This window comes from Paenibacillus xylanivorans, assembly GCF_001280595.1.
Lineage (GTDB): Bacteria > Bacillota > Bacilli > Paenibacillales > Paenibacillaceae > Paenibacillus > Paenibacillus xylanivorans.
This window is the reverse complement of sequence record NZ_LITU01000068.1, coordinates 1-21,145: the sequence shown is the minus strand read 5'-3', so window position 1 is coordinate 21,145 and position 21,145 is coordinate 1. Positions and strand designations below refer to the sequence as shown.

Here is a 21,145-nt window from a genome sequence, read left to right as displayed (position 1 = left end):
GCAAGGGCGCATGTGTAGATGCGGCGCTCAAGTTTCTCGATTACATGGCGTCTGACGAAGGCTTCATGCTGGCCAGGTATGGAGTTCAAGGTATTCATTGGGATATGAAGGACGGCAAACCAGTACCAAACCAGGAATGGTTCGATAAGTTTACAGCAGATCAATCCGGTAAAGTTCGCAAGAGTGTGGGCATCAGCATCGGACTGGAATCGATCACGGGGTTAGATCGCATCAACTCGGCAGCAGGCGGAGACATCTGGGCAGATCAGGAAAGGCTCGATGCCATGGAAAATGCCCGGAAAATCCTACGTCCAAACGGCATTCACGTGATTACAGCCTATAACCCGGGCGATGTCATTACGAAAGCACCGGAATGGGAAATGTTGAAGCCTTCCATGGACCGGATGGGAGATGCGTGGAAGGAAGCCATTTTTGCAAAATCGGATGAAGCTGCGCTGAGCATTATCAACGATCTCAGGAATCAGCTTCGGAAGACCGGTTACGATCAAGCGATGCAGTTTACCAATGAGAATCTGACAGGAAAAGATGTGGTAACTGTTCAAATGCCGAACTGATTCTGCTAAAGAAAGGGTTAGGTTAACAGTCATCACAGCAATGAAATAGGCTTTGCAGCGCCTTGGTCAACAAGGAGAGCGAAGCCTTTCCCTTTTGAATCAGGAGCACAGTTTATGTTGAAAAAAATGAATTGAAGGAGATGTAACAAATGACAACGTTTAGACCGCCATCCGTACCTTTAATCACGGTAGACCCTTATTTTAGCGTATGGTCTGCTTCTGACCATCTCTATGATGATCACACCAGACACTGGACGAACCACCCACAGGGTATGGTCGGCATGATTGCCATTGACGGAAAGATCAGAAGGTTTATGGGGAAAGTAGGCGTTCAGGAAACTTCAACTATTGAGGAGCCGGAAGTGCTCATTCAGACGAATCTTACTGTTGAGCCTGTAACTACCCGTTACACCTTTGAAGGAGAAGGCATCGAACTGGAGGTTCATTTTACCACACCGCTGTTGCTTGATGATCTGGAGCTGTTATCCAGACCTGTGACGTATGTTACGTTCCTTGTTAGAGCGATAGACGGTCAGGGCCATCAAGTGAAAATCTATTTCGATGTGACAGGTGAATGGTGTGTACATACACCTGATCAGCAAGTTACCTGGGCGTCTCATGTAATCAATGAACAGTTGCACGCCATGTCCATGGGAACGGTGGAACAGCCTATATTAAAACGTGCCGGGGATGATACAAGAATAGACTGGGGATATATGTATCTGGTAGTTCAGCGATCCCATCAATCTCAATCGGTCATTCATTCTGTATCCGGGCGTGAAGAGTATGCCCGTTCAGGTCGCTTGAAGACAGGAGATGATTCTACCAAGCCGAAGTCCATATCTGGCGATATGCCTGTTATGGCAACGGAAATGGATATGGGACTTATCCATGAAGAGTTAGCTTCCCGCTACCTGATGCTTGCCTATGATGATATTCATGCAATTGAATATTTTCACCAACCGCTGAATGCGTATTGGAAGAAAGATGGTTTGACATTCCATGCAATGCTGTCAAAGGCAGCCGAACAATATGAAGAGATAGTACAACGATGCAATCGCTTTAATCAGGAGCTCTTAACGGAGAGCCAAGCCGCAGGCGGAAACCAATATAGAGACATCCTGGCATTAACCTATCGGCAAGCGATTGCTGCGCATAAATTGGTTGCTGATGAAGCGGGAGAAGTATTGTTTTTCTCCAAAGAGAATTTCAGTAATGGCTGCATAGCGACGGTGGATGTGAGTTATCCGTCAATTCCGTTGTTCTTGAGGTATAATCCCGAATTGGTCAAAGGCATGATGCGTCCGATCTATAAGTATGCCAAGAGCACGGATTGGACGTTTGATTTTGCTCCGCATGACGTCGGGACTTACCCTCAAGCCAATGGCCAGGTTTACGGAGAGAACAAGCTTGAATATCAGATGCCCATTGAAGAATGCGGTAATATGCTCCTGATGGCAGCGACGGTATGCAAATATGAGAAGCAGGTGGAATTTGCCCGTGAGCATTGGGGTCTTCTCACAACATGGGCTTCGTATTTGCTGCAACATGGTCTGGACCCGGACAATCAACTGTGCACGGACGACTTCGCCGGCCATCTTGCGCACAATGCGAACCTGTCGATCAAAGCTATATTAGGCATAGCCGCCTATGCCTATATGTGTGACGAACTTGGTTTGACGGAAGGTTCTGTTTATCGTGAAGCGGCTGCAAAAATGGCAGAGGAATGGTCATCCATGGCGACAGCAGGGGATCACTACAAGCTGACTTTTGACAGCTCGAATGAGTCATGGAGCATGAAATACAATCTGGTATGGGACCGTTTACTCGACTTCAACCTTTTCCCGAAAGAAGTAGCTGCCAGTGAGTTGGCATACTATCAGCTAAAACAGAATCGTTACGGCATACCGATGGATAGCCGTGAGACGTACACCAAGTCCGATTGGCTCGTATGGTGTGCCTCCATGAGTGAAACGCAAGCCCAGTTTGAGCAGATGATTTCACCACTTTGGGATTTTATGAATGAGACATCGAGCCGTGTGCCGGTAACGGACTGTATGACACCATCACCGGAAAGCAGTTGAATTTCCAAAATCGTTCGGTCGTCGGAGGATTTTTCATTCCTTTACTAACAACAGCATCTGTATCAGATCAAAATGAGATCACGTGATGAATGTGGAATCGAAAATCACGGACATTCATGAATTACTACAACAATTCAAAAATCCTGAGGCGACGTATCGGCCGCAACCCTTTTGGTTTCTAAACCATAGTTTCACCAAGGCTGAGCTTGAAAGCCAAATTCAATCCATGTATGAAGCGGGTGTTGGCGGCGTTGTCTTGCATGCACGTCACGGTATGCAGACCTCATACCTGTCCGAAGAGTTCATGGATACGCTGGAATTCTGCACAAAGGAATGCAAGAAGCGCGATATGGTAGTCTGGCTGTACGATGAGGACAATTGGCCGAGCGGAACGCTGGGCGGCAAGCTGACAAGGCAGCATCCCGAATATCGGATGAGATACTTAAGGGTGGAGGAACGAAGATACTTACACAAAGCACAACTGGGAACGTTACCTCTTAATTTTGTCTCTTACGACAACAATGATCTCATCGCTATTCTCGCTTATCGTGCCATCCAGCAAGATGGGGAATGGCTGATATATGATCAACCCGAAGATATTACAGCGTTATATGGGCAGGAATGGAAGCCTGATACGGACGATGATTATATCATACTTGCCTGTTGGTCCTGTGAAATTGCCGAAGGGATCACGTTTGAAAAAGGCTATTATCTGGACACGTTGAACCCGGAAGCCGTGCAGGCTTTCATACAATTGGCATATAAGCCGTTCCAGCAATTTCATCTACACTTCGGTACGACCATTCAAGGCGTATTTACGGACGAACCCGGACTCATGATCCATGATGGTTTTTTTGGCGTAGAAGCCATCCGAACATCGGTTCATGATGTGAACGCAACTTTGCCCGGAATGGTATTTGCTTGGACACACGGGATGGCGGAAAGGTATCAGCAGGAGAACGGATATGATCTGATTCCAAGAATAGGCGCGTTGTTATATGGTATGGCCGATGACAGCAGGTCTGTGAGGCAGAACTATTATGATACGATTACCCGTTGGTATGTCGAAGGGTATCATGCCGCTATTCGTACGTGGTGTGAATCACACGACCTGCTGTACATCGGCCACACGCTGGAGGAGCCAGTCTGGGGGCAGGCTCGGTCGCAGGGCAATCAAACCCGCGTATTGCAGCAGTTCCATTATGCAGGTGTGGACTAACTGACACACGGAATCGGTACAAAAGAGAATCCGCATCGTATCGTATCCGTAAAGACCGCAGCGTCTGTCGCTCAGTTGAATGGGAAAAAGAGAGTCATCTGCGAGTCCTTTGGTGCAAGTGGTCATGCCTACGCCATGCGACAAAGGAGGCTTGATGCCAATTTCATGGCATTTCTGGGTGTGAATCTGTTTATCCCGCATGCATTTTATTATTCGTTTGCAGGATATCGAAAAACGGATTTTCCGCCTACCGAATTCAAGCATGCCCCGCACTGGTCCCATTATCGGGCTTTTGCCGATTATCTTGGGCGGTTGAGTGTATTGGGTGCTTCCACGAAGCGCATGCCTGAAGTGCTGCTATTGTCACCTATCCATACGGTGTATGAGCATATGTTCGTTTCCGGTGAATCGAACCAGCATCCAACTGCGGATCAATTGTTTTCATTATTGTCTGACCGCATGCTGCGCAGCTCCATCGATTATGATTATGTGGATGAGAGCCAGTTGAGAGAGGCAAAGAATGCTCATACTGGAGGGTATAAGTTTGACGGTGAACTAAACGTATATTCGATTTTGATTTTGCCTGAGATTACGGTCATGTCTATAGATATCGCCAAACAGCTTGTTACCTTTGTAAGCCGTGGTGGAACGCTTATTGCGGTTGGGGCAATTCCTCGTGATAGCGAGACACAGCGTAATGATCCGGAATTACTGAACCATATGAACGAACTATACGGCTTCGATCCTCAGGATGGGAAATTACAATCAGTTGGCAAAGGGTACAGCCTATTCTATTCCATGGACAATACAACTCATGAAGCAGGGGAAGTGGAAGGAGAAACGGACGAGGACCCACATAATAAAGATACCCTTATGAAGTTTTGTGTTCGGTTAAGAGAGTTAATGACCGTACAACCGGCCATCGGCTGGAAACAGGTAGAAGGCAACGCCGAGGATCTAATTAGCGTTGAACGCAAATTCGAAGCTCATGTGCATACATGGCTGATGAATTGGTCGGAGCAGCCCGTGTCCATTCGATTTGATCCGCTTCAAATGAAAGGATACATGGAAGAATGGGACTTGGAAAACGGGAGTGTGAACCTGTTAGATCATGATGCTGTTCTAACATTGGTACCAGGGGAGCTTCGTGTCCTATCGGTTAGACATGATCATGTGCCCGATTCACTTGCTCCCCATAATCAGAGTCTTTCCGATCCGCAAGAGCATGTGAAGGGTGAAGCTCAAGGTTCCACCGCGGAGCTGGCTTTAAATGATGTTTGGCAGTTTCAGACCGTCGAACCCAATGTACTTGTGCTGGATCAATGGCAGATAACGTTGAATGACCGCAATTCCAGGATGAATGCAACGATGCCAGGTCAAGTCAATTCGTATCGTACAACATTTGTCATAACAGAAGAGTGGATCGGGCTAATGAACTCGCAGAAAGGTTCAGATCATTCAAACGAATCAGGAGATGAACGACGATTCACCAAGGTGGAGCTGATCCTCGACGAGATTGAGCAGAAGATCCCATCCCATATTGGTTTCTTGCAGCGCAGACGTAATGTTGAAATCTTTGTTAATGGAGTAAGAATGGAAGCACTCCGGCCATCACTGTGGCAAGACATTCATTACGCTGGTGTGGATATTACAAAACACCTCATGAAGGGCGAGAATGAGCTTGAAGTTCTCACGGTTTCATTGCTGGAGCCTATGCCAGCCATTTCCTTTCCTGCTTATCTGATTGGTTCATTTGCTATAGAAAATCAGACTACATTAACCGTGGAGTTGAACAACTGGCAGGGCTGTGGAATGCATCAGGTTATCCTTTCTATTCGGGAGTAGCATCATACTCGCAGCAAGTGGACTTGTCCAATGTCACCTTGAATCCGACAGATGAATTATGGCTGAAAGCGGAAGACATTAGAGAGACGGCACGGCTGTATGTGAATGGGGAGGACGCTGGCATCCGGTTATGGCCACCTTATCATTGGAACATCACATCTTATATTTTGCAGGGGAATAATGTAATCGACATTCAAGTGGCCAACACACTGGAGAATGTATATGGAAAGTCATCACTACCTTCGGGCATGAATGGATCGGTAAAACTGGTGACTAAAATATTAAAATAGTGCACTATTCCGGTTTTGATTATGAAATCGTCGGGGAAGAATATGAACACAAAAGAGTCGCCATTTTGGCGGCTTTTTTTGCATTGAACAGGAAAGACTGAAGTTTGCTACGCTGGAAATAATTATATTTAAATCAGGTTATTCATCAAATGATTAGACCTCACACGTTATGAAAGCGATTTAAATTTGTGTTGACGAAAACCATTTTCATAATTATTATGTAAATGAAAATAGTTTTAGAGAGGTGGATATCACTGTGAAGCAATATTTTGAGAAGGCTCAGAAGTTTGGTAAATCGTTTATGCTTCCTATTGCTGTTTTGCCAGCGGCGGGTCTATTACTGGGGATTGGAGGGGCTTTGTCCAACGCCAATACGATTAACTCGTATCCATTTTTGCAAATCACATGGTTGCAGCAAGTGTTTACGGTGATGAGCAGTGCAGGCAGTATTGTGTTTGATAATCTGGCATTGATCTTTGCCATTGGTGTGGCTGTTGGACTCGCCAGATCGGACAAAGGTACAGCAGGCTTGGCAGCAGGTCTTGCCTATCTGGTGATGAATGCATCCATTAATGCGATGCTGGTCAATTCAGGCAAACTTGCTGCGGATCATTTGGCTAGTGCCGGTCAAGGTATGGTGCTCGGAATCCAAACCTTGCAGACCGGTGTACTCGGAGGGATCGTGGTCGGACTGGTCACCGCATGGCTTCATAATCGATACAATAAAATAGAACTTCCTCAATTCCTTGGATTCTTTGGAGGTTCACGTTTCATTCCTATCGTTTCATCTTTTGCGGCCATTTTTATCGGTATTGCTTTGTTCCTGATCTGGCCAACCATCCAACTCGGCATAACGCAGCTTGGAGGTTTGGTCGATAGAACTGGGTATATCGGAACACTGTTGTACGGATTTGTTTTACGGATGCTGGGTCCACTTGGGTTGCACCACATCTTTTATCTGCCTTTCTGGCAGACTGGAGTCGGAGGAACAATGGAGGTTGCGGGAAAAGTTTACGAAGGAACACAGAATATTTTCTTTGCTCAACTGGGAGACCCTGCAACCGAGAAATTCTTCTCGGGAACATCCCGATTTATGTCTGGACGTTTTATCACTATGATGTTTGGTCTGCTCGGTGCGGCTCTCGCTATTTATCATACAGCCAAGCCTGAACGTAAAAAAGTAGTCGGCGGACTAATGTTGTCTGCGGCGCTTACCTCGTTCCTGACAGGAATTACGGAGCCACTTGAATTCTCATTCCTGTTTGTCGCTCCAATCCTGTATGTGATTCACGCTGTATTTGATGGATTCGCATTTATGCTTTCGCATATTTTTGAGATTACCATTGGTCAAACGTTTTCGGGTGGATTAATCGACTTTATTCTGTTTGGGGTACTTCAGGGTAATGCCAAAACCAACTGGATTATCGTTCCCATCATCGGTGTGGTCTGGTTCTTCCTTTACTACTTCACCTTCCGAATCTTGATCGTTAAGCTCAATTTAAAAACTTCGGGACGTGAGGAAGAGGTAACATCAGAGCCAGACGCCAAAACACAAAGTCAGCAAACGAATACATCCTCATCAGTAAAAGGGGAAGAACGATCGATAGCCATCCTGAATGGATTGGGCGGTGCAGATAATATCAATGAATTGGATTGCTGTGCAACGCGGCTTCGCGTATCCGTGAAAGATATCGAGAAGGTTCAAAAGGAGGATGCACTTACAGCTACGGGAGCCAAAGGGGTTGTCCTGGTCGGAAACGGAGTGCAGGTTATTTACGGCCCTCAGGTAACGGTGATCAAAAATGAAATCGAAGAAATTATGGAAACGGAGTAATTGCAATGAATTTAGATAAATTGGGTTTACAAAGCGGTCTCGTCGTATCATGCCAGGCATTGGAGCATGAGCCGCTTCATAGTTCGTTCATCATGGGACGCATGGCAATCGCAGCAAAAGAGGGAGGAGCCATAGGCATTCGTGCCAATACGGCGGCTGATGTGAAAGAGATTAAGGAGCAGGTTGATCTTCCGGTAATAGGTATTGTGAAGAGAAATTACGGAACCAACCCGGTGTTCATTACACCAACGATTGTGGAAGTGGATGAGCTTGCCGAGGTGAATGCAGAGATTGTTGCCGTTGATGCCACTTTGCGTGCACGGCCGGACGGTAAAACACTGGATGAATTCGTACGTGAAATTCGCACCAAACATCCTCAACTTCTATTAATGGGGGATATTTCAACCAAAGAGGAAGCCATGAATGCAGAACGGCTTGGCTTTGATCTGATTTCTTCTACATTGGTCGGATATACAGAGGAGACAGCAGGACTTAAACTGTACGATAATCAATTTGCAGCCTTGAAAGAAATTCTCGCCAGTGTACAAACGCCTGTCGTTGCGGAAGGGAATATCATGACCCCGGAGATGGCAGCAACGTGTCTCGAAGCTGGAGTCTATTGTGTTGTTGTCGGTGGAGCCATTACGCGCCCGCAACAAATTACGGAACGTTTTGTCTCTGAAATTGCAAAATTAAAGGAGTCTTCTCCTTCTGTCCAATAAAAAGGAGAAAGCAACAAACAGCCAACGAATCAAGTTGGCTGTTTGTTTATTCAGCAGAATAAAGTGCTTTTAACGTTTGCTGCCGAGCATGGAGTAAATGTTCGTCCTCCAGTAATAGAAGTGAAATCACATCCAGAATGTAAATAATGGCCAACTGGCTGTTGATGAAGTTTACATCTCCGGTTCGCCCGATATCCGGTGTGAAAATGCACAAATCCGAAATTTCAGACAAGGGTGTATGATCAAAATTAGTAATTCCAACGACTTTGCTTCCTCTTTTTTTGGCTGCTTTTAATGCATCACTGACTTCCAATGTTCGTCCAGAATTAGATAAACCAATAACCAGATCGTCTTCGCCCAGCAGAGAAGCACTCATGATCATCATGTGAGAATCGGTCACCGCATCGATTACGATATCCATCCGCATGAGCCTGTATTTGAATTCCAAAGCAGACAAGCCTGAACTTCCCAAACCATAGACGTAAATTTTGCGAGCTTCTTTTATGTACTGGACCACTTGTTCAATTTTGTCGGTATCCAGCATTTCCGCGGTCGCATTGATAATATCATTGTGGATCTGCTGTGTTCGTATAAAAAAATCCGTTTCATTGCGGGGTTGATCCACTTCACGGTTAAGCCGAATTTTAAAATCGACAAAGGTGGAACAACCTACTTTTTTGCAAAATCGAGTAATGGTAGACATGGAAGCATTGGTGTACGCAGCCAAATCCCTAATATTGATGTTATTAATGGATGATTTATTGCGCATGACATAATCGGCTATTTCCTTTTCTTTTGCTGAGAAGCGCTGGTATTCAAGCTGTAGCATGTCAATGACACTGGATGACATTCGGATTCTCCTTTCCCAGAACGTGTTACTTCTATATAGTCTATCCTCATTAGTCTACTTCCTAAAAGCCAAATCATCAAACCTTTAAAAATAGACGTATCGTTTCATTCGAGGATGTTAAAGACCATATTAATTATTATGTTAACTTAAAAATGTCATTCGTGATATAGGACAAATAAATGTAAGAGTTTACATAAGTTTTACGTCCCGCTAACCGGATGCTGATCTCTGCTTGTTATGCTTGGCCTGTTTGGATTTACATAAGCCAACCAATCATACATACAAAGGAGAGAATTATGATCAGTCACCTCTACAAAAAGATGTTATCCATCCTGTTATCGATTGCTTTGGTATTCGGATGGTTTGCGGGATTTGGGGGAGTCAATTCAGCCCAAGCCGCACCATTGCCCGAGCCTGAGACGCTGTTACAAAGCAACGCCGAATGGAATTATTTTGATCAGGGTCAGGATTTAATGACAGAATGGCGTACCTACGATGATTTGTCCTCCTGGAAAACAGGACAGGCTCCATTCGGTTACAAAGACAACGGCAATGGCATAAGCACTTCCTATTTTGGAGCTCTCAAAACGGAAGTCAGCTATGGTCTGGACAAAAAATTTAAACCCCGCACAACCTATTTCCGGACAAACCTTACCGTTAATAAGGACCAAATTGACGGTTATGGTCAAATTCTCGGCACATTCGGTATTGATGACGGGGCAGTGATTTATGTAAATGGTGTAGAGGTCCGTCGCTTTGGCATGCCGGACGGCGAGATTCAGTACTCTACGCAAGCAACTTCAAATAAGGACTTGCCGGTAATGTATGAGAATATCGACCTGACTGAGCCGATGAAAGCCAATTTGCATGATGGCTCAAACGATATTGCGGTCGAAGTACATCAACAGAGCGACGGCAGCTCAGATTTGTATTTTGATATGGAACTTAAAGCGCTGGCCAATGCGCCGACGCTGGATATCAGCAAAGTTACAGTTACTTTCTATGGTGATGCGACAAGTGCCAAAGGTTTCACTTGGTATACACCACTTACATCTGCACAGAGCACTGTTCAAGTGGTACCTAACCAGGGAGGTCTTGCAGATTTCAGTCAGGCCCAAAGCTTCAACGGACGTGAATCCGTAGCCTCCAACTCCACGGGAGAAATGGTGCATAAGGCGGAAGCGACGGGGCTTATGCCAGATACCGCTTATTATTTCCGCGTTGGTGATCAGAGCCTGAACATATGGAGTGAGGTTGGAACGTTCAAAACGGCTCCGGTTGATGGAGACTTTACCTTCATTGACCTGACGGATACGCAAGCAAAGGAAGAGGATGAGGCGATTCTGTCCGGCTCTACACTTGCCAAGGCACTCGCGACTGTCCCGAATGCTGAATTTGTCATCCATAACGGAGACGTTGTGGAGAATGGCACGTCAGAGCAAGAATGGAACTGGCTGCTTGGTCACTCACAAGACAGTCTGATGAACACGACCATTGCACCATCCGCTGGTAATCATGAGAACAAGAATTATGCGTTCTACGAGCATTTTAACGTGAAGCAGCCAGAGGGTGCCGCAACAGTAACGGGCGCATATTACTCTTATGATTACAGTAAAGCCCACTTTATCGTACTGAACTCCAACGAGAATTCAGCCGAGTATGCCAATTTCTCGAATGAGCAAGTCGCATGGATGAAGCAGGATGTAGCGGAGGCAAAAGCCGCAGGAGCCAAGTGGATTATCGTTAACATCCATAAAGGTCCGTACACGACATCGAATCACGCCACTGATAGCGACATTATTGGTGCGAACGGTGAACGAAAAAAAATCGCCCCGCTCATGAACGAACTGGGGATTGATCTGGTCCTTCAGGGACATGACCATATCTATGCACGGACGAAGCCAATCAAGAGCGATGGTACCGCTGAAGATGTGTCCAAAATAACGGAGACCTTCAATGGACAGAGTATTGAGTACTCGGTCAAACCGGATGGAACCATTTATATGATTCCTGCTAGCGCCGGGGCCAAAGTATATTTCAAAAACGTAAAGCCAGAACTTGGTGATGAATATTTCAGCTTGTTCGATCGTGCAGAGGAAAACCATGCACGGCAATATGGCGACACCACGAGCGCAGCCAGAGGTCATGTGCAGAATTTCGTTTCATTGACTATTGACGGAGAGAAGCTGTCCGCCATAACATATGAGATTGACCAAAATAAAAATAATGCAGAGCCATTTATCGTGGATACTTTCGGAATTATCAAGGAATCGGATACGGTACCTGTTCCTGAGAAAGTCAGCAAAGTAACGGTAACTTTCCATGGAGATCCGACCAATAGCAAAGGCTTTACCTGGTATACCTCTGATCAAGTAACGAATAGCGACCTTCAAGTTGTGGAGAAAACAGCTGCAACACCTGATTTTACACAAGCCAAATCGGTTAAAGGGCGTTCTGCCGAGCCTGCGAATGCTCCATCGGAGCTGATGCACAAAGCAGAAGTGACAGATCTGAAAGCGAATACGATCTATTATTTCCGGGTAGGGGATGCTTCCCAGCAAGTATGGAGCGAGACAGGAACCTTCCGTACAGCACCGGAAAAAGGCAAATTCACTTTCATTGATCTGGCGGATACACAAGCGAAGGAAGAGGATGAGGCAATTCTGTCCTCTGAGACATTGGCCAAAGCATTGGCTACAGTACCTGATGCACAATTTGTCGTTCATAACGGGGATATCGTGGATACTGGTGTCAAAGAGGAACAGTGGAACTGGCTGCTAGGGCATTCGCAGGAAAGCCTCTTAAACACAACTATCGTTCCATCCGCAGGGAACCACGAGGACGAGAACTATGCATTTATCGATCATTTTAATATCCAGTCACCAGTGAATTCCGCAACGGAGACGGGAGCTTACTATTCGTATGATTACAGCAATGCGCATTTTGTTGTGTTGAACTCCAATGAGGATTCGGACGAGTATGATAACTTCTCATTAGAGCAGGTCGAGTGGCTGAAGAAAGATGTTCAGGCTGCGAAGAAAAATGGAGCTCAGTGGATTATTGTGAACATTCACAAGGGGCCATACACGACGTCAAATCACGCAACGGATTCCGACATCATGGGAGCGAACGGTGTACGTTCCAAGATTGCACCGATCATGGCGGAGCTTGGCATTGATTTTGTGCTCCAGGGACATGACCACATCTATGCCCGCACAAAACCGATCGATCAAAAGGGTACAGCACGGGAGCCAGTAATCATTACCGAGGTGATGAATGGAGAGAAAATCGAGTACTCTGTGAATCCAGATGGCACGATTTATCTGATTCCGGCAACAGCTGGCCCAAAAGTGTATTACAAAAATAAGAGTGAAAGTCTCGGAGAAGCTTACTACAGTCTTTTTGAACGTGCAGAGGAAAATCATGCAGAGAAATATGGCCCGGATCCGAACGACAACCGCCGTCCAAGACGTAGTCAGGTCCAGAATTTTGTGGGCATTACGATTGACGGCAGCAAACTGACAGCTATCACGTATGAAATTGACCAAAATCTGAACGGTGCAACCCCGTTCATTATTGATCAGTTCGGTATCGTGAAGAAAACGGAGACGACAAATCCTGGGACTGATCCTTCCAATCCGGGAACATCGAACCCAGGTTCTGGCTCTGGCTCCGGTAACGGGTCAGGCAGCGGTAATGGTTCCACAGGAACCGGCGGCGATACAGCAACCGGTAACGGTTCGAACAACGGTACTGACAACGGGACTAATTCCGGCAATGAGCCGGGTACTGGATCAGGCAATAACGGGAACGGAGGGACTGCGCCAGCGTTGAAAGATACAGCTGGACACTGGGCAAAATCTGCAATTGATAAAGCCTTGGCGGCAGGATTTGTCAATGGCTATGGCGATCAGACCTTCCGTCCGAACCAGAAAGTCACACGTGCCGAGTTCATAAGGATGCTGGGCCGTGCCTTGAATATGAATACCGTAAGCGAGAGCATTCACTATACGGATGATAACAAGATTCCTTCGTGGGCGAAGCCATATATAACAGCAGCGGCATCCGCTGGCATTATCAATGGTTATGCTAATGGTTCGTTCGGCCCTGGCAAGACGCTGAGCCGTGCCGAGATGGTAACCATGATTGCACGCGCTGGCGGAATACAAACGAATGCCAATGTGAAACTGGATTTCAAAGATGCAAAGGATGTCCCTGCATGGGCAGTATCCTATGTAGCTTCTGCCGTGGAAGCAGGTTTGGTCGGCGGTGTAGGTGGCAATCGATTTGCTCCGATGCAGACAGCTACTCGGGCTGAGGCAGTTACGCTTATTGTTGGTCTTCTTGAACAATCGAAATAACGCTAAACTTAATTTCCTCGAAACCAATGCGGAACGTTCCCGCATTGGTTTCTTGTTTATTCAGAGGACATGGAAATATTGGAGATATTGCAAAAGAATCAGAGTGCCTGTACAGTGGATGAATCATTAAGCAACAAAGACTCAAAGAAGGAAGGTATCTATGAAGTCACATACCTCTGAGCGTATTAAACTTCCGGCAGGATTTTGGACAGGATTACATCAATTAGGGATTGTCGCCCACGATGTAGCTCGCAAAGCACAACTGCCGCTCACCATTATATCTGAACCAGCCGTCACGACCGCTCAATATTTTGCGATCTGGCAGGCATATTCTGATCTGGTGGGTGACACTGCCGATGGAATCATCAAACTTGCGACTATCTTTGAAACATCGAAATATCCGCCGAGCGTCTTAGCAACTTATCATGCTCGTGACTACCGGGATGCACTAAATCGAATGGCTCGCTACAAGCAACTTTGTCCTCCTGAAAGCCTGCATATTATAGAGGAAGGAGATGACTGTTCCATTGAACTGAATTGGTTGTCTAGCGAGCAAGCAGGTCCGCCATTATTGGTTGGTGTCACACTGGCATTTCTTCTCGAACTTGGGCGCCGAGGAACAGGTCAACCTTTAACAGCGCGGCTTGTTGAATTTTCGCTCCCTATGGGTGATGTAAAGGCCCTGGAGGATTATTTCGGTTGCCCAATTCGGATTGGTGCAACATGTAACCGTCTCACCTTACATCGTAAAGATTTGGACCGTCCTTTTCTTTCATACAACGAAGAGTTACTGGAGATCCTTACTCCCGTTCTGGACCGATCGCTGGATGAACAGCAGGGCAGTCGCTCCATTACCGAGATGGTCAAATGGATTATGAAACGCAGTCTCACAGGTGGTCGCCCCGACATTCAGATTGTTGCCAAGGAATTGGGTATGAGCGATCGTACCTTGCAGCGCCGGCTTACAGATGAAAACACAAGCTTCAAACATCTGTTGACGCAAGCCAGACATGAGCAGGCACGAGCATACTTGGCGGACCCCACACTGGATATTAAAGAAGTAGCTTTCCTGATTGGATATGAAGACCAGAACTCGTTCTACCGTGCCTTTCGTTCATGGGAAGGGGATACGCCTACGAATTGGCGCACGGAACATGTAGGCACAACTCCGATATACGAAGGACCGCCAGGGCCGTCAACGCTTCATTAATTTGCTATGTTTATCATTTGGCGTGTTATGCAAGAACTTTGGCGCAACACGCTAGTTACTGAACAATGCGGACCATGTAATATAAACCTATCCGGAGCACAAGACTGTTTTTATAATAACTACAAATCAGCTTGCCGCTACAAGTAAAAATAAAAGGAGTAGTGTGATATGGATATGGGATTACACGGTAAAACAGCGTTGGTAACAGGATCGACGAAGGGGATAGGGAAAGCAATTGCCATTGAACTTGCCAAAGAAGGAGTAAATGTACTCATTAATGGACGAAATGATGAGGACGTAGAGCGCACGATCAATGAAATCAAATCCGATTTTCCGACTACCTCGCCTCAGAAAGCTACAGCTGATCTGGTAGATAAGGGGCAAAGAGAAGCATTATTTGAGAAACACCCCCAGATTGACATTTTAGTCAATAATATGGGTATTTATGAAATCATGTCATACGATGACGTGGACGATGAGGTATGGGAAAAATACTTCCGTACGAATGTGCTCGCTGCAAACGGATTATCCAAATTTTATTTGCCTAAAATGGTGAACAATGGTTTTGGTCGCATTATCTTTATAGCGAGCGAAGAAGCGGTCATGCCTTCAGGACAAATGCCTCAGTACTGCATGACCAAATCCATGCTACTATCCTTGTCCAAAAGCTTGTCCAAATTAACCATAGGAACAGAAGTGACCGTCAACACGATTATGCCAGGACCTACCCTCTCTGAAAATGTGCAACAAATTATTGAGAGCATCTATCCTGATGAATCGATGACTTTTTCAGAAAAAGAGAAGGATTTTATGAAGAAAAACCTTCCACAATCCGAAATACAGCGATTTATCAAGCCTATTGAAATAGGGAGATTGGCCGCGTTTGTGTGCAGTCCTTATGCAGCCGCATTCAAAGGCTCTCCAATCCGCATGGACGGTGGAATGGTGCCAACCATTTTCTAGACTTACTTTCCATTGCTGAACGCAAAGAACCTTGAGATTCATCTCGGGGTTCTTTTTTTGTTATAACGATACACATTCTTATAGAAGGGGAAAGTCGACAGTTTTGTCACTAAATATTTTCTCTAACGGTATATATACAGTTTCTTCCGCCTGCCATAATATACTCGCCCCGTTCAATATGAACTTGATCTCCAAGAACCGTTTTGAATAAATGTAATTCATTCTTACATAACCCCGTACATACAGCCGCAGCTTCACAAATGGGACAATGCTTCTCTATAAACAAAAGACTACCATCGCCTTGATCCTTGACCTCGGCCATATAGCCTTCATTTGTTCGGATTTCAGCCAGTTTCTCCAGCCTTTCCTTTACGCCGGATGTATCACCAATGTACTGAAGATATTGGTCTTGCATGTTCTTATTCCGAACATTCAGCAGCTTGTCCAGCCCTTCATTTCCGAAAGCTTCTTTCATAGAATTGATTAGACTGACGGATAACTCTGAATATCCACTAGGGAAAAAACGATCAGCAGCGGGGGTTAATCTCCATAGCTTCGTTGGTCGACCCATGGGACGTGCCTCTTCTTCGAAAGTAACCAATCCTTCTTCTTTGAGTGCATTTAAGTGTTGCCTGATAGCCATTCCAGATAACGCAAATTGGGAGGAGAGTGTCACAACATCCATTCCACCTTGCTGCTTAAGCAGGTTAATGATTGCTTTTCGGGTACTGGTTGAGGCATCCTTTTTCGTTTGATCCCGGCTCATGGTGAACCTCCTTTTTAAGCAACAGAATCTTCATTATTTCATACATTTTAAACAAAAATATTGACAAAGTCAAAGGCGAACTGTAGCTTATATTTTGTAAAGAAAAATGTTTACTAAGTATCCGAATACGGTGTATACATAAAAATTACCTTGGAGGTTACATATCATGTCGTCCCATTCTCAAAGTATTTTCAGTCCGCGTTATTTTGCATTATCTATAGGAATTATATTGTCAGTGATGGCCGTTGGATTTGAAGGTCTATCGGTAACAACGATTGCTCCTTCCATTGCTGGAGACCTGAACGGCCTTAACCTGTTTGGCTGGATATTCAGTACATATCTGCTGGCACAGATTATCGGAACCTTGGTTGTTGGTCGGATTATTGATAGAAGGGGACCCGCAGTACCATTTACTCTTGCCCTTCTTTTGTTTATCGTCGGGCTGGTTGCAGCCGCAACTGCAGGGGATATGTATACCATGATAGCGTCGCGGGCCATGCAGGGTCTGGGTGCCGGAGCTATGATGACTTGCGTGTACACTGCCATTTCCTTAAGTTATCCGGACGAATTACGTGCCAAAATACTCGGAGCATTCGGCACAGCCTACGTTCTTCCGTCCATGCTTGGCCCATTTGTTGCAGGGCTTATTGCAGATCAGTGGTCATGGCGCTTTGTGTTCTGGGGGATTCTACCGATCCTGTTGATTTCAGCACTCCTTAGCTTATCTGCGTTTACGAAATTAAAATCACAGCCTACACAAGGGGGGAATGGATCTGCCGCTACTTGGATGGCGCTGCTATTAACGATAGGTACAGGGATTTTATTAGTGGGTCTTGGCAAGCTTCCGACAATTATAGGATTAGTTATCGTACTTGTCGGGGGAGTGTTGATGGTATACCCACTGCGTAAATTGTTGCCGGAGGGAACCCTTGCTTTCCGAAGAGGCATGCCTGCTATTCTCGCTACACGTGGGCTGTTCTTCGCTGCTTATACCAGTACACAAAATTTCTTGGTCTTGGCATTAATCGAGGTAAAAGGCATTACACCTTCTCAGGCCGGTTTAATTGTAGCAAGCGCTGCTCTGAGTTGGTGTGTCATTGCCTATTTACAAGGTCGTTGGGACTCGGCAGATCAGGGCCGTGGACGTCTTACACGAATTATTCTGGGTGTATTCCTGCTTGCCATTGGGATTACCATCGTATTTTGGGTTCCCGTTGTGACCGTTACCGTGGCTGTTATAGGCCAGATCATAGCTGGGATCGGCATTGGATTGGCGCATCCGATTAGCGGTGTAGTGGCGTTTTCCCAAACAGGAGAGGCAGGTGTTGGCAAAACCTCGGCAAATCTGCAATTCGCGGATTCATTTACTCCGGGCGTAGTGATCGGGATTGGCGGTTCCATCCTGGTGGTGTGTCAAGCTGGAGGGATGTCTCTGCAATCTGGATTAATTGTAACAATGGGTTTTCATCTTTTGTTGATCGTCTTGAGCTTGATTGCGAGTACTCGGATTGCACCTGTAACAGAACAAATAAGAACGGGGCTGCAGTCTTTGGGCTTGAAAAACAAATAAACGGAGGTAAGCCAAGGAAGGTGTGTCAATACGATGTTGACTTCGGATACAGAGAAACTCTTCACAGCCTATCGTATTATCGGGACGAAATGGATTATTCATATCCTATGTACTCTTTCACAAGGTCCTAAGAAATTCAGCGAAATTTACGGGTGTGTGCCTTCCATCTCAGAAGCAATTCTCTCCAAACGTCTAAAAGATCTTCAGAACGATAATCTGGTTAATAGAACAGGCCTAACCCATTCCATACAAAACATGTATGAACTTACACCCAAAGGAGCCGCTCTAGCCGCTTTCATACCCTGTTTGATGGACTGGTTTACTGAAAACATGAATTAAGGAAGAGAAATATCCTGCGATTGTGATCATTTTATCCGGAGGTTTTCTGAATGAACCATGTGTTAGTCCTGTCAAACACGCATCACATCGTTAAAAGTTTAAGTCTGTTAATTCGAACCGAGCCGTCCTTGCATGTACTGGACGCTACTCGTGATGTGGTTCGTAACATTAATGATCTTCCGGATAATACTGTGATCATCGTAGATATGAATTTGGAGAATATGGAGCCGTTTATAAAACAATTTTCCGGGAAATATAGGGTGGTTTTGTATAGCGGATCTCTTGAAATCATGGATATTCCTTACCATCTGCAAACAAGTGGTTATCGTTATTTTAATGCATATACGAGTCCTGAAGAAATCATTAAGATTTTATTGGGCTGCGTTTGAAACAACAGGCTAACCCCAAAATATGTTCCAAGGAGGTACAACAATGATTCAGGTCAGTGAAGCAGCATCGGAAAAAATCGTTGAAATTCTGGCAGGTGCGGATGCCCGGAATTCTTTCCTTCGGGTAGGGGTGGATGAAGGGGGATGCAGTGGTCTATCCTACACCCTTATCGTAGATGAACAGCAAGCAGAAGGGGATATCTTATTAGATAAAGGTGCATTTGGTATTTTGGTTCACTCTAATACGGTTCAATATATTGAAGGACTTGAGATTGATTACGAAGAAAGTGGAATGCTAGGGGGATTCACCATGAATAATCCTAATGCAAAAGTGTCATGTGGCTGTGGGGCCAGTTTCAGAATGGCGAATTACCGTGGGGAGGTCAAAAAATGTGATTAATTGTCATGATGGCGGAATATTCTCAAGCAAAATCTCATATTAAACATACAATGAAGGAGTTTTCTGTTCACCGATTATGCAATCATGTCTTTTCAACTCAGGGAGAGAATGTCATGAATATTTTTGAAAATCGCATACCTTTGGAAAAATTGAAATTGAATGAGCCATTAAAGGACCACACGTATATAAAGTTAGGTGGTAAAGCGGACATACTTATCCATCCAACAACGAAAGAAGAAATTATTAACACCGTTAACATTGCAAAAGCACATCAAATACCTCTGACCGTCATTGGAAAAGGATCAAATGTCATCATTAAAGATCAGGGGCTGCGTGGAGTCACACTCTCTCTGAGCCAATTCGATCAGATTAAGGTCTATGGTGACAAGGTTGTCGCGCAAAGCGGTTCCAATATTATTGATGTCTCACGGATTGCTTTGGATAACAGCTTAACGGGTCTGGAGTTTGCATGTGGAATACCAGGAAGCACAGGTGGCGCTTTATATATGAATGCGGGGGCTTATGGCGGTCAGATGGAAGAGGTCGTCGCGCAAGCGCTTGTTGTTACTAAAAATGGAGAACTGCTGAACATGGCCCGAGATGATATGCAGCTCGGTTATCGAAACAGTATCTTCCGAACGGATCAATACATCATACTTGAAGTCGAATTTAATCTCAAAAAAGGCAATAAGGATGTTATCTCCAGCGTCATGCAGGATTTAACATTTAAACGGGAATCCAAACAACCGCTTGAGTACCCGTCTTGCGGGAGTGTCTTCAAACGTCCAGAGGGACATTATGTCGGGAAGCTTATTCAAGAATGTAATTTACAAGGCACTCGCATTGGGGGAGCGGAAATTTCCAAGAAGCATGCGGGTTTTATCATTAATGCAGATGACGCCACTGCTGAGGATTATTTGGAATTAATTAGATTAATTAAAAAAAGAGTGCGTGATCAATTTAATATTGAATTGGAGACGGAAGTCATTATTTTGGGAGAATAGGGCTACTATGAACAGTGAGCTAAGTGTTGTCATCTATATTCTGGTTTTCCTGGGCAGCATGCTTAATGTGATGAAGGAATGTACGTTGGAAATCATGGAATCGTTTCATGATGATGAAGAAATCATAGGAGGTAATGTTGTGAAATTAATCGGATTGTCCGGTTCACTGATTGGATCAAAGACACCAGTGGGTGTGGATACTGTACTCCAATTCGTGAAAAATAATCATCCAGAAATTGAAGTGGAACTCATAGACTTAAGAGATTATAAAGAGATCGAATTTTGCGATGGTCGCCAGTTGGAGGATTATAATGAACACACTCAATCGGTGATCCAAAAAATGATGGATGCTGACTTTTACGTAATCGGCACACCGATTTATCAATCCTCTCTGACAGGCGTACTGAAAAATGTATTCGACCTTCTGCCTGTGCAGAGCATTTACAACAAAGTGATGGGTTTTCTAGCAACAGGGGGCACCTATCAGCATTATTTGGTAGTGGAAAATCAATTAAAACCGATTGCCGGCTTTTTCCGCTCTTATGTCGCCCCAAGCTATGTATATCTGAATAGTGATCATTTTGATGCTGAGAATAACATTAAAGACACTGAAGCACTAAGTCGGCTGGAAAAATTGGCTGAGGAACTGGTCTTCATGCAGACTCAATTAAAAGCTTCATCCCGCTAAACAAGGAGTTGGTATTATCCCCTTTAAGTAGACACT

General features: G+C 45.1%; 16 protein-coding genes and 2 pseudogenes. 16 read left to right on the top strand and 2 right to left on the bottom strand.

What is annotated here, in order from left to right; all coding sequences use genetic code 11:
* The 7 genes and pseudogenes from AMS66_RS33915 to AMS66_RS18620 all read left to right on the top strand — a co-directional run.
* Positions 1-575, top strand: a pseudogene (locus AMS66_RS33915) (extracellular solute-binding protein); the annotation flags it as partial.
* Positions 576-724: 149 nt separating this feature from the next.
* Positions 725-2,745 (top strand): annotated as a pseudogene (locus tag AMS66_RS18635) (glutaminase domain-containing protein).
* Positions 2,745-3,878, top strand: coding sequence for a hypothetical protein (locus tag AMS66_RS33910; protein ID WP_236703509.1), 1,134 nt, complete (start codon positions 2,745-2,747; stop codon positions 3,876-3,878). Before AMS66_RS18635 ends, AMS66_RS33910 begins: the two are co-directional and overlap by 1 nt.
* Before the next feature lie 75 nt (positions 3,879-3,953).
* Entirely contained in the window at positions 3,954-5,723 is a 1,770-nt protein-coding gene (locus tag AMS66_RS33905; RefSeq protein ID WP_236703508.1) for a glycosyl hydrolase, read from the top strand.
* 17 nt (positions 5,724-5,740) lie between these two features.
* Positions 5,741-6,013: a hypothetical protein gene (locus AMS66_RS33900; protein ID WP_236703506.1), complete on the top strand. Its 273-nt coding sequence runs from the start codon at positions 5,741-5,743 to the stop codon at positions 6,011-6,013.
* Positions 6,014-6,269: 256 nt separating this feature from the next.
* The gene (gene ptsG, locus AMS66_RS18625; protein WP_144424537.1) at positions 6,270-7,847 is read left to right on the top strand and encodes a glucose-specific PTS transporter subunit IIBC; all 1,578 of its coding nucleotides are present in this window, start codon (positions 6,270-6,272) and stop codon (positions 7,845-7,847) included.
* Positions 7,848-7,852: 5 nt separating this feature from the next.
* Entirely contained in the window at positions 7,853-8,569 is a 717-nt protein-coding gene (locus AMS66_RS18620) for an N-acetylmannosamine-6-phosphate 2-epimerase (protein ID WP_053782227.1), read from the top strand.
* A 46-nt stretch (positions 8,570-8,615) separates the two neighbouring features.
* Here AMS66_RS18620 and AMS66_RS18615 read toward each other — a convergent pair whose 3' ends face one another.
* Complete coding sequence (locus tag AMS66_RS18615; protein WP_053782226.1) at positions 8,616-9,419, bottom strand: MurR/RpiR family transcriptional regulator; 804 nt, start codon at positions 9,417-9,419, stop codon at positions 8,616-8,618.
* Positions 9,420-9,715: 296 nt separating this feature from the next.
* Here AMS66_RS18615 and AMS66_RS18610 point away from each other — a divergent pair, with 296 nt between their 5' ends.
* From AMS66_RS18610 to AMS66_RS18600, 3 genes are all read left to right on the top strand, one after another.
* Positions 9,716-13,780, top strand: a complete 4,065-nt coding sequence (locus tag AMS66_RS18610; RefSeq protein ID WP_053782225.1) for an S-layer homology domain-containing protein — start codon at positions 9,716-9,718, stop codon at positions 13,778-13,780.
* Positions 13,781-13,940: 160 nt separating this feature from the next.
* Positions 13,941-14,990, top strand: coding sequence for an AraC family transcriptional regulator (locus tag AMS66_RS18605; protein WP_053782224.1), 1,050 nt, complete (start codon positions 13,941-13,943; stop codon positions 14,988-14,990).
* 168 nt (positions 14,991-15,158) lie between these two features.
* Positions 15,159-15,953: an SDR family NAD(P)-dependent oxidoreductase gene (locus tag AMS66_RS18600; RefSeq protein ID WP_053782223.1), complete on the top strand. Its 795-nt coding sequence runs from the start codon at positions 15,159-15,161 to the stop codon at positions 15,951-15,953.
* Between the two features lie 109 nt (positions 15,954-16,062).
* Here the strand turns inward: AMS66_RS18600 and AMS66_RS18595 are convergent, their stop codons facing one another.
* The gene (locus AMS66_RS18595) at positions 16,063-16,719 is read right to left on the bottom strand and encodes a helix-turn-helix transcriptional regulator (protein ID WP_053782222.1); all 657 of its coding nucleotides are present in this window, start codon (positions 16,717-16,719) and stop codon (positions 16,063-16,065) included.
* A 166-nt stretch (positions 16,720-16,885) separates the two neighbouring features.
* Between AMS66_RS18595 and AMS66_RS18590 the strand changes: the two genes are divergently transcribed.
* The 6 genes from AMS66_RS18590 to AMS66_RS18565 all read left to right on the top strand — a co-directional run bounded on the left by AMS66_RS18590 (position 16,886) and on the right by AMS66_RS18565 (position 21,109).
* Positions 16,886-18,289 (top strand): MFS transporter, encoded by a 1,404-nt coding sequence (locus AMS66_RS18590; protein ID WP_053782221.1) that lies wholly within the window; start codon positions 16,886-16,888, stop codon positions 18,287-18,289.
* Between the two features lie 33 nt (positions 18,290-18,322).
* Complete coding sequence (locus AMS66_RS34745; protein ID WP_053782220.1) at positions 18,323-18,628, top strand: winged helix-turn-helix transcriptional regulator; 306 nt, start codon at positions 18,323-18,325, stop codon at positions 18,626-18,628.
* A gap of 50 nt (positions 18,629-18,678) precedes the next feature.
* The gene (locus AMS66_RS18580) at positions 18,679-19,017 is read left to right on the top strand and encodes a hypothetical protein (protein ID WP_053782219.1); all 339 of its coding nucleotides are present in this window, start codon (positions 18,679-18,681) and stop codon (positions 19,015-19,017) included.
* 43 nt (positions 19,018-19,060) lie between these two features.
* Entirely contained in the window at positions 19,061-19,417 is a 357-nt protein-coding gene (locus AMS66_RS18575; RefSeq protein WP_053782218.1) for a HesB/IscA family protein, read from the top strand.
* A 113-nt stretch (positions 19,418-19,530) separates the two neighbouring features.
* Positions 19,531-20,421, top strand: coding sequence for a UDP-N-acetylmuramate dehydrogenase (murB, locus tag AMS66_RS18570; protein WP_053782217.1), 891 nt, complete (start codon positions 19,531-19,533; stop codon positions 20,419-20,421).
* Positions 20,422-20,560: 139 nt separating this feature from the next.
* A complete protein-coding gene (locus tag AMS66_RS18565; RefSeq protein WP_053782402.1) occupies positions 20,561-21,109 on the top strand; it encodes an NADPH-dependent FMN reductase in 549 nt (182 codons plus the stop codon).
* Positions 21,110-21,145 lie beyond the last annotated feature (36 nt).

Coding starts and splice junctions, on each gene's coding strand:
- AMS66_RS33910 (WP_236703509.1), top strand. CDS start 2,745: ATGAATGTGGAATCGAAAATCACGGACATTCATGAATTACTACAACAA.
- AMS66_RS18620 (WP_053782227.1), top strand. CDS start 7,853: ATGAATTTAGATAAATTGGGTTTACAAAGCGGTCTCGTCGTATCATGC.
- AMS66_RS18615 (WP_053782226.1), bottom strand. CDS start 9,419: ATGTCATCCAGTGTCATTGACATGCTACAGCTTGAATACCAGCGCTTC.
- AMS66_RS18610 (WP_053782225.1), top strand. CDS start 9,716: ATGATCAGTCACCTCTACAAAAAGATGTTATCCATCCTGTTATCGATT.
- AMS66_RS18605 (WP_053782224.1), top strand. CDS start 13,941: ATGAAGTCACATACCTCTGAGCGTATTAAACTTCCGGCAGGATTTTGG.
- AMS66_RS18600 (WP_053782223.1), top strand. CDS start 15,159: ATGGATATGGGATTACACGGTAAAACAGCGTTGGTAACAGGATCGACG.
- AMS66_RS18595 (WP_053782222.1), bottom strand. CDS start 16,719: ATGAGCCGGGATCAAACGAAAAAGGATGCCTCAACCAGTACCCGAAAA.
- AMS66_RS18590 (WP_053782221.1), top strand. CDS start 16,886: ATGTCGTCCCATTCTCAAAGTATTTTCAGTCCGCGTTATTTTGCATTA.
- AMS66_RS34745 (WP_053782220.1), top strand. CDS start 18,323: ATGTTGACTTCGGATACAGAGAAACTCTTCACAGCCTATCGTATTATC.
- AMS66_RS18580 (WP_053782219.1), top strand. CDS start 18,679: ATGAACCATGTGTTAGTCCTGTCAAACACGCATCACATCGTTAAAAGT.
- AMS66_RS18575 (WP_053782218.1), top strand. CDS start 19,061: ATGATTCAGGTCAGTGAAGCAGCATCGGAAAAAATCGTTGAAATTCTG.
- murB (WP_053782217.1), top strand. CDS start 19,531: ATGAATATTTTTGAAAATCGCATACCTTTGGAAAAATTGAAATTGAAT.